Genomic DNA, 12,075 nt, shown 5'->3' on the forward strand with positions numbered 1-12,075 from the left:
GGAGAACAGCCGGCGCTTGCGTGGGCCGCCGCCAGTGGCTACATCGCGGGCAATCCGGTTAGCCTATGATGCCGACAGACCAATTCCACCCGAGGTTTTGACACGCCATGACCGTACGCCTGCATCGCGGCGATTTGCCCGACCTGTCCCGATACACCGGCGCGGTGGCGATCGACACCGAGACCATGGGGCTGAACCCGCACCGCGACCGGCTCTGCGTGGTGCAGCTCTCTCCCGGCGACGGCAGCGCTGACGTGGTGCAGATCCCCCAGGGCCACACCGACGCGCCGAACCTGAAGGCGCTGCTGGCCAATCCAGCGATCACCAAGATCTTCCACTTTGCGCGGTTCGACGTTGCGGTGCTGTACCAGACCTTCGGCGTCATGACCGGACCGATCTACTGCACCAAGATCGCCTCGCGCCTCGTCCGCACCTATACCGACCGCCATGGCCTCAAGGACCTCGTGCGCGAGGTCCTCAACGTCGACCTCTCCAAGCAGCAGCAATCCAGCGACTGGGGTTCCGACAGCCTGACCGAGCCGCAGCTCGCCTACGCCGCCTCCGACGTGCTGCATCTGCACGCCCTGCGCGAGCGGCTCGATGCCATGCTGGTCCGGGAAGGCCGCACCGCGCTGGCCAAGGCCTGTTTCGATTTCCTGCCGACCCGCTGCCTGCTCGACCTGCAGGGCTGGGAGGAAGAGGACATTTTTGCGCATTCCTGAGCCCTCATCCGGCGGCTAGGGTGGGCCAGCCGCCCCGTTTCGGTCACTTTCGTAACGGCCTGTCGCGGCTGCATATTGCGCAGGTCGCGGGTACAATGAGGCACCATCGCCTCACAAAGGCGAGCGACACCCTGGAGCAGCGGTGAATTCGGCCCAGTTTCCAACCTACGACGCCGCGCTTGCGGCGAAGTTCGCCAGCGCGGCGCGCCACAGCCGCCTGGTGCGGATTCTGCGCGTTGCGGTGCCGGTGACGGTGGCTGCGTCCATGGCCGCGATCGTTGCCGTCTCGACCTTCCTCAATCCCTTCCAGATCCCCGTGAAGCTCGATGCCGGAAACCTCGTGGTGACAGGCACCAAGATCACGATGGAATCGCCGCACATGTCCGGCTTCACACCCGATCAGCGGCCCTACGAGCTCTGGGCCAAGACCGCGACACAGGACATCACCGACCCCGACCATGTCGATCTCGCGGACCTGCGCGCGAAGGTGCTGATGGAAGACCAGTCGACCTTGTTCCTCGATGCTCGCACCGGCCGCTTCGACAACAAGCAGCAGCAGCTCGACCTGCACAAGGACATCTTCCTGCGCACATCGTCCGGCTACGAGGCGCGGCTGAACTCGGCCTTCGTGGACATGGGCAAGGGCACGGTTTCGTCGGATGAACATGTCGACGTCAAGCTGACCAACGGCACGCTGACTGCCGACCGGCTGCGCATTACGGAAGGCGGCGACGTCATCCGCTTCGAGGGCAACGTGGTGATGCATCTGGACAAGCTGGATGAACCCGCCGCAGCGCCCGTCGAGCCCGCACCGTCGGCGAAGACGCGCACGCCACAGAACAAGTCTGCCAATTCAAGATGATTTTCATGATGAAGTCTTTTCCGCGCGGCGCTGGTATCGGCCATGTCGCGCTCATCGTCAGTCTCGTGCTGCTCGCAACGGGCGCTGCGCGCGCGCAAGGCTCCATGCAGGGCGTGCCCAACGCGATGCAGGGCTTTTCGCAGAATCGTGATCAGCCGATCCAGATCGAGGCCGCCTCGCTCGAGATGCGCGACAAGAAGAAGGAGGCGACCTTCTCCGGCAACGTGAAGGTCATCCAGGGCGACACCACCATGACCTCGAAGACGCTGGTGGTGTTCTACGAATCGGGCGGGGACAAGCCCGCCGCGCCGCAGCCCGCGCCCACCCCGGCAAAGGGCGCGAAGACGGCTCCGATGCAATCGGCGACGCCGGGCCCGGGCGGCAGCTCCTCGATCAAGCGGCTGGAGGCCCGCGGCAATGTCGTGGTCACCCAGAAGGACCAGGTGGTGACGGGCGAGACCGCCGTGTTCGACACCAAGACCAATCTCATCACCATGCTCGGCGGCGTGGTCCTGACGCAGTGCAAGAACGTGCTGCGCGGCGACCGGCTGATGGTCGACATGACGACCGGCGTGTCGCGGGTGGAATCCGACAGCGGCAGGGTGCAGGCGCTGCTGCCGCAGGGTGGCGGCAGTGATTGCGGGTCGGGTGGTCCGGGCAAACCCGCCGCAGCCCCGCCTCTGCAATTGCCCGGCGCAGCCAAACAAAAGTAAATTCGGAAAGCGAATTCAATGGCTTGGGGCGGTTGCTCCCGATCCGAGGTTGAAGCTTGCCCGGCGAGACTGTATTTACCGCACAGGGCTTTCGAAGCGGGCTTTGCCGCTTTTCGGGCGTGTTTCACTGGGCATGAGACATCCGTTCACTCAAGCTGCGTCGGCGCATCCTGAAGCCGGCGCGGCAGGTCGCGCGAGCACCGCGCAAAGCTAGAAGGCGGGGATGGTCGATCTCTTCAGCATGTTCCGTCGGCGCCCCGCCAAACGCGGCCGGCCAGGATTTGCGCGTCAGGACATCACCGCGCTCGGTGACGGCGTCGGCGGTCTCGTGGCCAGCCCTGTCAGGGACGCGCCGCCGATCGCCCGCGACCAGCCGATGCATGCGCCCGACCAGTTCCAGGCGGAGCCGCCGCGGGCCCAGGCGCCTCATCCCGTCAGGGCCGCTGGCCGGCCCAACGGCGCCGGCGGGCCGCAGCTGCTGAAGCGGCCGGGCTTCCTGGCTGTGCATAGCGTGGAAAAGAGTTTCGGCAGCCGCCAAGTGGTGCGCGGCGTCAGCATTTATGTGCGCCGCGGCGAAGCGGTCGGTCTGCTCGGCCCGAACGGCGCCGGCAAGACCACGGTGTTCTACATGATCACCGGCCTGATCAAGCCCGATCGCGGTGCGATCGAGCTCGACGGCCACGACGTCACCAGGCTGCCGATGTATCAGCGCGCCCGGCTCGGCATCGGCTATCTGCCGCAGGAAGCCTCGATCTTCCGTGGCCTCACGGTCGAGCAGAACATCCGCGCCGTGCTCGAAGTGGTCGAGCCCTCGCGCAAGAAGCGCGAGCAGCAGCTCGATTCGCTGCTCGACGAGTTCAACATCACGCGCCTGCGGAAATCGCCGTCGATCGCACTGTCAGGCGGTGAGCGCCGCCGCGTCGAGATCGCGCGCGCGCTGGCGACACGTCCGAACTACATGCTGCTCGATGAGCCCTTCGCCGGCATCGATCCGATCGCCGTCGGCGACATTCAGGATCTCGTCCGCCACCTCACCAATCGCGGCATCGGCGTGCTGATCACCGACCACAATGTGCGCGAGACGCTCGGCCTCACCGATCGTGCCTATATCGTCTATGCCGGGGAAATCTTGACCGAGGGCAGCCCGGATGAGATCGTCGCTGATCCGGACGTTCGCCGCCTTTACCTTGGCGAGGAATTCCGCCTCTAGCCCTTTTTTGCGTTTCGTCAAGGCGTGTACATCGGGCTCAGACTAGGATAAGCAAAAATCGGACCAACTTTTGGGATCGGTTCTTGCTTCATGGCGCTCACGCAGAGATTAGAGTTCCGACAATCGCAGTCGCTGGTCATGACGCCGCAGCTGATGCAGGCGATCAAGCTGCTGCAATTGTCCAATCTCGATCTCACGACCTTCGTGGAAGAGGAACTTGAGCGGAACCCGCTGCTGGAACGGGCCAACGACGAGCCCCCCGCGGGTGAAGCGCCGGCCGAGGCCGGCCAGTACGGCGATAGCGACGATTTCGGCGGCGGTGGCAGCGACGAGCCGGGCGGCGGTCCGGGCGAGGCGTTCGAGCCGGGCCAGGAAGAATGGATGAGCAAGGATCTCGGCACCCGCGCCGAGATCGAGCAGACCCTGGACACGGGCCTGGACAACGTCTTCTCCGAGGAGCCGGCCGAGGCCGCCGCGCGCAACGCCCAGGACGTGGCCCCGACCACCTATACGGAATGGGGCGGCGGTGCCTCCGGTGACGAAGACTACAATCTGGAAGCTTTTGTCGCAGCCGAGACAACGCTCGGCGACCATCTCGCCGAGCAGCTCGCGGTGGCCTTTGCCGGGCCGGCGCAGCGGATGATCGGCCAGTACCTGATCGACCTCGTCGACGAGGCCGGCTACCTGCCGCCCGATCTCGGCCAGGCCGCGGAGCGCCTTGGTGCATCGCAGCAGGCCGTCGACGATGTCCTCGCGGTACTGCAGAAATTCGATCCGCCCGGTGTCTGCGCGCGCAATTTGAGTGAATGTCTGGCGATCCAGCTCCGCGAGCTCGACCGTTACGATCCCGCGATGCAGGCCCTCGTCGAGCATCTCGATCTCCTTGCCAAGCGCGACATCGCGGGCCTGCGCAAGATCTGCGGCGTCGACGACGAGGACATCGCCGACATGATCGGCGAGATCCGCCGGCTCAATCCCAAGCCCGGCATGAAGTTCGGCACGGCACGACTGCAGACCATGGTGCCCGACGTCTATGTCCGCCCGGGTCCCGACGGCGGCTGGCATGTCGAGCTGAACAGCGACACCTTGCCGCGCGTGCTGGTCAACCAGACCTATTATTCGCAACTGTCGAAGAAGGTCGGCAAGGACGGCGACAAGTCCTATTTCACCGACGCGCTGCAGAACGCGACCTGGCTGGTGCGCGCACTCGACCAGCGCGCCCGCACCATTCTGAAAGTTGCAACCGAGATCGTACGCCAGCAGGACGGCTTCTTCACGCACGGCGTGGCGCACCTGCGGCCGCTGAATCTGAAGGCCGTCGCCGACGCGATCCAGATGCACGAATCCACGGTGTCGCGCGTCACCGCCAACAAATACATGGCGACGAATCGCGGCACGTTCGAGCTGAAATATTTCTTCACGGCGTCGATCGCCTCGGCCGACGGCGGTGAGGCGCATTCCGCCGAAGCCGTACGTCACCACATCAAGCAGCTGATCGATTCGGAAGAACCCGCCGCAATCCTGTCAGATGATACCATCGTGGAACGGTTGCGCGCTTCGGGCATTGATATTGCCCGCCGCACGGTCGCGAAGTACCGCGAAGCCATGCGCATTCCTTCCTCGGTGCAACGCCGCCGCGACAAGCAGAGCGCTCTTGGTAACGTCATCTCCACCGCAATGTCCGATCGCTCCCGCAACACCGAGCTGGCCTGATTGCGCTGGCGCGAAATCGCGCTACTCTCATCCCCCCTATCGCGACCGATCCAAGCACGCGCATGATCCGGAAAAATCTTTCCGGGAAGATCATGCGCAAGGAATGACCCGGGATGCGCTGACGCGTCGTCACATCCTGGACCCTCAAGCCAAGCGAGGCATCACATGACTCTTCGGATTTCGGGCAAGAGCGTCAGCGTCGGCGAGGCCCTGCGCGGCCGCGTCTCCGACCGGACTGAAGAGGTCCTGCGCAAATATTTCGACGGCAATTATTCCGGCCACATCACGCTGAGCAAGGACGGCTTCGGCTTCCGCACCGACTGTGCGCTGCACCTCGATTCGGGAATTTCGCTGGAGGCGGATTCGAACGCGCCAGACGCCTATGCCAGCGCCGACCAAGCGCTGCTGATGATCGAGAAGCGGCTGCGCCGCTACAAGAGCCGGCTCAAGGACCGTTCCGCGCGCAAGAACCACGTTGCCTCGGAAGCGCTCGCCGGGATGGATGCGACCAGCTACGTGCTGGAGGCACCGGCAGAGGGTGAGGATGAGGACGAGGTCACCGGCTACAGCCCGGTCATCATCGCCGAGGCCACCACGTCGCTGAAGCAGCTGTCGGTCAGCGAGGCCGTCATGGAACTCGACCTCAGCGGGGCACCCTGCCTGGTATTCCAGCATGGTTCCAGTGGCCGGGTGAACATCATCTATCGCCGGGCCGACGGCAATGTGGGCTGGATCGACCCGCCGGGAGCCAAGGCAGACGATAAGGCGGGCGGCTAGGGGCCAGACACCAGCCCCGTACCATCCGCAGCCTTAACAATGACCGTGGCAAAGCCGCACGCGGGAGTTGGCACCGGGATTGCGTTGGAGTAGAAGCGCCCCACATCAGGATTGGGGCTAAGTCCCCCGCTTGCTTCACCTTCTCGTCGCCGGCCCGGCGCGGTTCCGACCAAGCTGGCCAATTCGGAACCTGACGGTTTAATTCACCTCGGAAACCATCCATGCCGATTACCGATCTGGTCGCGCCCGAGGCGATTCTCCCTGCATTAAAGGTCAACAGCAAGAAGCAGGCGCTCCAGGAGCTGGCGGCCAGGGCTGCCGAGCTGACCGGACAGAACGAGCGCTCGGTGTTCGAGGTGCTGCTGCAGCGTGAGAAGCTCGGCACCACCGCTGTTGGCTACGGCGTCGCCATTCCTCACGGCAAGCTGCCGAAGCTGGAAAAGATCTTCGGCCTGTTCGCGCGTCTCGATCGCCCGATCGATTTCGAGGCGATGGACGGCCAGCCGGTCGATCTCGTCTTCCTGCTGCTCGCCCCCGAAGGCGCCGGCGCCGACCACCTCAAGGCCCTCGCCCGCATCGCCCGCCTCTTGCGCGACCAGGACATCGCCAAGAAACTCCGCGCCTCGCGCGACGCCCAGGCGATCTATTCGGTGCTGGCATTGCCGCCGGCGACCGCGGCGTAATCTCACGCTGACTGCGAGAGCGCGTGCGCTGCATCTCGCTTTCGTGCCCCGGTGAGACGATCCACCATCCAAAATAAAACGGGCACGCCTTCGCACGAAGGCATGCCCGCTTGAATCTCTCTTCGTGCGACGTGCGCGCTCAGTGCACGCTCACCGCTTGCAGCTCGTTGCTCCAGGCATTTGCGACGGCGGCTTCGCGGCTGTCGGTCAGCATGATCGGCGTGCCGTCGGCGGCGTGGAGCGCGAAGAGCTTGAGGCCCGGCGCGATTTTCGGCGCTTCGGGAAACAGGCCCGGCACGTCTTCCGAGCGGATCTGCTTCACATAGGCGATATGGCCTTCGCCGAGGGTTGCCAGCGTCTCCGGGGAGACGTTCTTGGCTTCGTATTCGAACGCAACGTGACCTTCACTCATGGTCTCGACTCCTTCACAGAAACTAAGCGGTCGAGTCCGCTACTCGTTCCATTATTCGTGCTCATTGATAGCGATTGTCTTAACGATCCTCTCCGGTTCAGGCCGGGCAAGATCGACCGACAGCAGCCCGTTCTTCAGATCCGCACCCAGCACCAGCATCCCTTCCGCCAGCACGAAGGTGCGCTGGAAGTGGCGCGCGGCGATGCCGCGATGGATGTATTGCCGGGTCTTGTCGTCCTGTTGACGCCCGCGAATGACGAGCTGGTTTTCCTCAATGGTAACATCGAGTTGGTCGCGGGTGAATCCGGCGACCGCCAGCGTGATCCGCAGCCGCTCGGGCTGGCCGTCAGACCGGTCGCACCGCTCGATATTGTAGGGCGGATAACCGTCGGCGCCTTTGACGACGCGATCGAGCACGCGCTCGATCTCATCGAAGCCCAGAAGGAACGGACTGGATAACGTAGGAACACGAGACATAGTTTACAAAGTCCTCTCGAAGCGACTTTGGCATTTCAGGGCCCGCAAGCGGCACCCCTTGGTCAGTAATATGGTCATATCCCCGTGTGGGTTCAAGGAGGTAGCGGAGGCTGTGGATTCGCCCTGACTGTCTTCGCCTGGCCCGGGCATGGCGAGCTTGAGGACAGATTTATCCCAATGAAAACAGACCCCCCGCTACTGTGCATGGGGTTGTTTTCGCGCTTCTTGTTTTGCCGGCCCCTGCGGAACCCGTCAGACCTCTAGCCGCGTCCGCCCGTCGTCGCTGAACAGATGCAGCTTCGCCCGCACCGCGGCGACGCGGATTTTCGCGCCGATGGCGGGGGCCTCGGTTCCGGGAACGCGGACGATGACCTCGCCGGGCGGCAGCTCGCCCGGTGTGGCGGCGATTCGCTGCTCGTCCTGGGCTCGCGAGCCGTAGATGAAGGTTTCGGCGCCGACGCGCTCGATGGCTTCGATCGTGAGGAAGCGTGACGCCGCCGGCGGGCGTCTGGTCGGTGATGACGAAATCTTCCGGCCGGATGCCGAGGATGCCGGCCCCGCTTGCGCTGCCGCCGAGCTGCGACTTGATCTCGTCGGAGCGTATCGACATCAGGTTCATCGGCGGCGCGCCGATGAACGAGGCGACGAAGGTCGTCGCCGGCTTCTCGTAAATGGCAAGCGGATTGCCGACCTGCTCGACCTGGCCGCCGTTCATCACGACGAGAATGTCGGCGAGCGTCATGGCCTCGAGCTGGTCGTGGGTGACGTAGATCGACGTCGTGTTCAGCCGGCGCTGCAATTTGCGGATCTCGACGCGCATTGCGATGCGCAGTTTTGCATCGAGATTGGAGAGCGGCTCGTCGAACAGGAACACCTTTGGCTGGCGCACGATGGCGCGGCCCATGGCGACGCGCTGACGCTGGCCGCCGGAGAGCTGGCGCGGCTTGCGATCCAGCATCGAGGTGAGCTCGAGCACGCGCGCGGCCTCGTCGACGCGGGTCTTGACCTCGGCCTCCTTCATGCCGCGGTTGCGCAGGCCGTAGGCCATGTTGTTGAAGACGCTCATATGCGGGTAGAGCGCGTAGTTCTGGAACACCATCGCGATGTCGCGATCGGCGGGCTCGATCTGGTTGACGACGCGGCCGCCGATATCGATCTCGCCGCCGGTGACGGTCTCGAGCCCCGCAACCATGCGCAGCAGTGTCGACTTGCCGCAGCCGGAAGGGCCGACCAGCACGCAGAACTGGCCGTCGGCGACATCGACGTTGACGCCCTTGATGGCCTCGAAGCCGCCGGGATAGGTCTTGCGGACGTTGCGCAGGGTGACGTTAGCCATAAGAACTCACTTACTTCTCGGTCTCGACCAGGCCGCGCACGAACAGTTTCTGCATCACGACGACGACGAATACCGGCGGCAGCATCGCCAGCACGGCAGTCGCCATCACGATCGGCCATTCGGTCAGCGCGTCGGTGGTGGTGATCATCTTGCGGATGCCGACCTGGATGGTCTGCATGTCGTCGCGCGTGGTGATCAGCAGCGGCCAGAGATACTGATTCCAGCCGAGGATGAAGAGGATCACGAACAGCGCCGCCATGTTGGTGCGCGACAGCGGCAGCAGCGTATCCCAGAAGAAGCGCAACGGGCCGGCACCGTCGATGCGCGAGGCTTCCAGAAGTTCATCCGGCACGGTCATGAAGAACTGGCGGAACAGCAGCGTCGCCGTCGCCGACGCGATCAGCGGCAGCGCGAGGCCGGCGTAGCTGTCGAGCATGTGCAAATCGGCGACGATCTTGTAGGTCGGATAGATACGCACCTCGACCGGCAGCATCAGCGTGATGAAGATGATCCAGAAGATCGGCATCCGGAACGGAAAGCGGAAATACACAATCGCGTAGGCCGAAATGATCGAGATCGCGATCTTGCCGATCGCGATCGCCAGCGCCATCACCAGCGAGTTCAGCATCATGTTGCCGACGGGCTCGCGGGTCGAGCCGCTCGTGCCGACGAAGATGGTCTGGTAGTAGGTCTCGAAGAAATGCCCGCCCGGCAGCAGCGACATCTGCCCGTTGGCGATCAGCGCGTTGTCCTGCGTCGAGGCGATGATCGCGATGTAGACCGGAAATGCGACGACCGCGATCCCGATCCAGAGGATGAAATGGGCGACGTAGCGCCGGAAGCCCTCTTCCTCGACCATCAGTAGGTCACCTTGCGTTCGACGAAGCGGAACTGGATTCCCGTCAGCACGATGACCATCACCATCAGGATCACCGACTGCGCCGCCGAGCTGCCGAGATTGCCGCCGAGCAGGCCGTCGGAATAGACCTTGTAGACCAGCGTGACCGTTGATGTGCCGGGACCGCCGCGGGTCATGGTGTCGATGATGCCGAAGGTGTCAAAGAAGGCGTAGACGATGTTGACGACCAGCAGGAAGAAGATGGTCGGCGACAGCAGCGGGAAGGTCACGGTCCAGAACCGCCGCATCGGCCGGGCGCCGTCGATCGCGGCGGCCTCGAACACGCTCTTCGGGATCGCTTGCAGGCCGGCGAGGAAGAACAGGAAGTTATAGGAGATCTGCTTCCACGCGGCGGCGAGGATGATCAGTGCCGCGGCCTGGTCGCCGTCGAGCAGCGGATTCCAGTCGATGCCCATTGCGCGCAGATAGCGCGAGAGCACGCCGAGCGAGGGATGCAGCATGAAGATCCAGAGCACGCCGACGACGGGCGGCGCGACCGCATAGGGCCAGATCAGCAGCGTGCGGTAGAGCATCGAGCCGCGCAGGGGCTTGTCCGCCATGACGGCGAGCAGCAGCGCAAAGGACAGCGATGAGACGGCGATGGCGAACGAGAACAGGAAGGTCCGGACGATCGCCTCGAAATAGGCGGGATCCCTGAACAGGTCGATATAGTTCTCGAACCAGACAAAGGTTGTGGACAGGCCAAAGGCATCCTGCAGCAGGAAGGACTGGATCACCGCCTGCAGGGCTGGCCAATAAAAGAAAATCAGAACGATCGCGAGCTGCGGCGCAACCAGCGCGTAGGGCAACAGCTTGGATTGGAAAATGGCTTGCTTTTGCATGATGTCAGTCGAAGCGGCAGGCCGGGTCGCGGCCTGCCGCTTCGATGTCTCACTTCACAGCGGTCTTTTCGAACTGGCGCAGCATCGTGTTGCCGCGCTCGACGGCGGCATCCAGCGCCTGCTTGGCGGTCTTCTTGCCGGCCAGCGCCTGCTCGATTTCTTCCGACCAGACGTCACGCAGCTGCACCATGTTGCCGAGCCGCAGGCCCCGCGAGTTCTCGGTCGGCTCCTTGTTGGTCAGCTCGAGCAGCGGAGTCTCGAGATAAGGCTGATCCTTGTAGAAGCCTTCTGCCTTGGCCTTCTCATAGGCCGCCTTGGTGATCGGCAGGTAGCCCGACGCCTTGTGGATATAGACCTGGCGATCGGTGTCCGAGAGGAAGGTCAGGAACTTCGCGACGCCCTTGTACTCGTCGGCCGACTTGCCGCCCATCACCCACAGCGAAGCGCCGCCGATGATCGAGTTCTGCGGTGCGCCCTTCACGTCCGGATAATACGGCATCGGCACGGCGTTGAAGGCGAACTTGGCCTGCGCCTTGACGTTGCCGAAGAAGGCCGAGGAGGTCAGGTAGATCGGGCATTCGCCCGACGTGAAGCGGCCTTCGCCGGTGTTGGTGCGACCGGCATAGTCGTAGGTCTTGTCCTTTTGCAGCTCGATCAGCTTCTCGAGATGCTTGACCTGGAGCGGGCCGTTGAACTCGAGCACGGTGTCGAAGCCGTCGAGGCCGTTGGCCTTGCTGGCGAGCGGCACGTTGTGCCATGCGGACAGCTGCTCGAGATTGACCCATGTGACCCAGGAGCCGGAGAAACCGCAGGTCGGATGGCCGTTGTCGTGAAGCTTCTTGGCAGCCGCGAAGGTTTCCGGCCAGGTCTTCGGGATCTCGACGTTCGCCTTCTTGAGCTCGTCGAGGTTGACCCACATCACGGTCGAGGACGAGTTGAAGGGGAACGACAGCATTTCGCCCTTCGACGTCGAGTAATAGCCGGTGATCGCGGACAGATAGTTCTTCGGATCGAACTTCTCGCCGGCGTCGGCCATCAGCTTGTAGACGGGCTTCACGGCGCCGGTCGCGGCCATCATGGTCGCGGTGCCGACTTCGAACACCTGCATGATGTGCGGGGCGTTGCCGGCACGGAACGCGGCGATGCCGGCGTTCATCGTGTCGGGGTAGTTGCCCTTGTAGGTCGGAATGACCTTGTAATCGGTCTGCGACGCGTTGAAGTCGGTGGCGAGCTTGACGATGACGTCGTTGTTGGCGCCGGTCATCGCGTGCCACCACTGGATCTCGGTCACGGCCAGCGCCGGCGAAGCCGTCATGCCAACCGTGACTGCAAATGCGGCAGCCGCTCCAAAGTGTCGAAGAGCCATCTAGTAACCTCCCTTGGCCGTCAAAAAGATCGCTTGCGCTAGCAGCGCCATATGACGTTCACAT

12 protein-coding genes and 1 pseudogene are annotated in these 12,075 nt (G+C 63.7%); 7 read left to right on the forward strand and 6 right to left on the reverse strand.

Annotated features, from left to right (window positions below; genetic code table 11):
• Nucleotides 1-107 precede the first annotated feature (107 nt).
• The 7 genes from WHZ77_RS00395 to ptsN all read left to right on the forward strand — a co-directional run bounded on the left by WHZ77_RS00395 (nucleotide 108) and on the right by ptsN (nucleotide 6,680).
• Nucleotides 108-722: a ribonuclease D gene (locus tag WHZ77_RS00395; protein WP_014438756.1), complete on the forward strand. Its 615-nt coding sequence runs from the start codon at nucleotides 108-110 to the stop codon at nucleotides 720-722.
• A gap of 142 nt (nucleotides 723-864) precedes the next feature.
• Nucleotides 865-1,584 carry an LPS export ABC transporter periplasmic protein LptC gene (lptC, locus tag WHZ77_RS00400; RefSeq protein ID WP_375311884.1) on the forward strand — a complete coding sequence of 240 codons (720 nt, stop codon included), beginning with the start codon at nucleotides 865-867 and terminating at the stop codon, nucleotides 1,582-1,584.
• A 5-nt stretch (nucleotides 1,585-1,589) separates the two neighbouring features.
• Nucleotides 1,590-2,297 carry an LptA/OstA family protein gene (locus WHZ77_RS00405; RefSeq protein ID WP_375311885.1) on the forward strand — a complete coding sequence of 236 codons (708 nt, stop codon included), beginning with the start codon at nucleotides 1,590-1,592 and terminating at the stop codon, nucleotides 2,295-2,297.
• 223 nt (nucleotides 2,298-2,520) lie between these two features.
• Nucleotides 2,521-3,507 (forward strand): LPS export ABC transporter ATP-binding protein, encoded by a 987-nt coding sequence (gene lptB / locus WHZ77_RS00410; protein WP_375311886.1) that lies wholly within the window; start codon nucleotides 2,521-2,523, stop codon nucleotides 3,505-3,507.
• 90 nt (nucleotides 3,508-3,597) lie between these two features.
• Nucleotides 3,598-5,220 (forward strand): RNA polymerase factor sigma-54, encoded by a 1,623-nt coding sequence (rpoN, locus tag WHZ77_RS00415; protein WP_375311887.1) that lies wholly within the window; start codon nucleotides 3,598-3,600, stop codon nucleotides 5,218-5,220.
• Between the two features lie 165 nt (nucleotides 5,221-5,385).
• Complete coding sequence (gene hpf / locus WHZ77_RS00420; RefSeq protein WP_375311888.1) at nucleotides 5,386-5,997, forward strand: ribosome hibernation-promoting factor, HPF/YfiA family; 612 nt, start codon at nucleotides 5,386-5,388, stop codon at nucleotides 5,995-5,997.
• A 221-nt stretch (nucleotides 5,998-6,218) separates the two neighbouring features.
• Nucleotides 6,219-6,680 carry a PTS IIA-like nitrogen regulatory protein PtsN gene (ptsN, locus tag WHZ77_RS00425; RefSeq protein WP_014438750.1) on the forward strand — a complete coding sequence of 154 codons (462 nt, stop codon included), beginning with the start codon at nucleotides 6,219-6,221 and terminating at the stop codon, nucleotides 6,678-6,680.
• Nucleotides 6,681-6,819: 139 nt separating this feature from the next.
• On the opposite strand, the gene WHZ77_RS00430 is transcribed toward ptsN, so the two are convergent.
• The 6 genes and pseudogenes from WHZ77_RS00430 to ugpB form a co-directional block, all read right to left on the reverse strand.
• Nucleotides 6,820-7,092: a DUF1150 domain-containing protein gene (locus WHZ77_RS00430; protein ID WP_011083553.1), complete on the reverse strand. Its 273-nt coding sequence runs from the start codon at nucleotides 7,090-7,092 to the stop codon at nucleotides 6,820-6,822.
• A gap of 51 nt (nucleotides 7,093-7,143) precedes the next feature.
• On the reverse strand, nucleotides 7,144-7,569 hold the full coding sequence (locus tag WHZ77_RS00435) for an Hsp20 family protein (protein ID WP_014438749.1): 426 nt from the start codon (nucleotides 7,567-7,569) through the stop codon (nucleotides 7,144-7,146).
• A 252-nt stretch (nucleotides 7,570-7,821) separates the two neighbouring features.
• A pseudogene (locus WHZ77_RS00440) lies at nucleotides 7,822-8,905 on the reverse strand (sn-glycerol-3-phosphate import ATP-binding protein UgpC).
• Nucleotides 8,906-8,915: 10 nt separating this feature from the next.
• Nucleotides 8,916-9,764, reverse strand: a complete 849-nt coding sequence (gene ugpE / locus WHZ77_RS00445) for a sn-glycerol-3-phosphate ABC transporter permease UgpE (protein WP_375311889.1) — start codon at nucleotides 9,762-9,764, stop codon at nucleotides 8,916-8,918.
• The gene (gene ugpA, locus WHZ77_RS00450) at nucleotides 9,764-10,645 is read right to left on the reverse strand and encodes a sn-glycerol-3-phosphate ABC transporter permease UgpA (protein WP_375311890.1); all 882 of its coding nucleotides are present in this window, start codon (nucleotides 10,643-10,645) and stop codon (nucleotides 9,764-9,766) included. The genes ugpE and ugpA overlap by 1 nt, the downstream gene beginning before the upstream one ends.
• 49 nt (nucleotides 10,646-10,694) lie before the next feature.
• Nucleotides 10,695-12,011: a sn-glycerol-3-phosphate ABC transporter substrate-binding protein UgpB gene (gene ugpB / locus WHZ77_RS00455; RefSeq protein WP_375311891.1), complete on the reverse strand. Its 1,317-nt coding sequence runs from the start codon at nucleotides 12,009-12,011 to the stop codon at nucleotides 10,695-10,697.
• Nucleotides 12,012-12,075: the final 64 nt, after the last annotated feature.

Origin of the sequence: Bradyrhizobium sp. A5, from assembly GCF_042076515.1 — a bacterium.
Taxonomy (GTDB): domain Bacteria; phylum Pseudomonadota; class Alphaproteobacteria; order Rhizobiales; family Xanthobacteraceae; genus Bradyrhizobium; species Bradyrhizobium cosmicum.

What these genes read in the sequence shown, in the direction of transcription:
- WHZ77_RS00395 (WP_014438756.1), top strand. Translation starts at nt 108, where the DNA reads ATGACCGTACGCCTGCATCGCGGCGATTTGCCCGACCTGTCCCGATAC.
- WHZ77_RS00405 (WP_375311885.1), top strand. Translation starts at nt 1,590, where the DNA reads ATGATGAAGTCTTTTCCGCGCGGCGCTGGTATCGGCCATGTCGCGCTC.
- lptB (WP_375311886.1), top strand. Translation starts at nt 2,521, where the DNA reads ATGGTCGATCTCTTCAGCATGTTCCGTCGGCGCCCCGCCAAACGCGGC.
- rpoN (WP_375311887.1), top strand. Translation starts at nt 3,598, where the DNA reads ATGGCGCTCACGCAGAGATTAGAGTTCCGACAATCGCAGTCGCTGGTC.
- hpf (WP_375311888.1), top strand. Translation starts at nt 5,386, where the DNA reads ATGACTCTTCGGATTTCGGGCAAGAGCGTCAGCGTCGGCGAGGCCCTG.
- ptsN (WP_014438750.1), top strand. Translation starts at nt 6,219, where the DNA reads ATGCCGATTACCGATCTGGTCGCGCCCGAGGCGATTCTCCCTGCATTA.
- WHZ77_RS00430 (WP_011083553.1), bottom strand. Translation starts at nt 7,092, where the DNA reads ATGAGTGAAGGTCACGTTGCGTTCGAATACGAAGCCAAGAACGTCTCC.
- WHZ77_RS00435 (WP_014438749.1), bottom strand. Translation starts at nt 7,569, where the DNA reads ATGTCTCGTGTTCCTACGTTATCCAGTCCGTTCCTTCTGGGCTTCGAT.
- ugpE (WP_375311889.1), bottom strand. Translation starts at nt 9,764, where the DNA reads ATGGTCGAGGAAGAGGGCTTCCGGCGCTACGTCGCCCATTTCATCCTC.
- ugpA (WP_375311890.1), bottom strand. Translation starts at nt 10,645, where the DNA reads ATGCAAAAGCAAGCCATTTTCCAATCCAAGCTGTTGCCCTACGCGCTG.
- ugpB (WP_375311891.1), bottom strand. Translation starts at nt 12,011, where the DNA reads ATGGCTCTTCGACACTTTGGAGCGGCTGCCGCATTTGCAGTCACGGTT.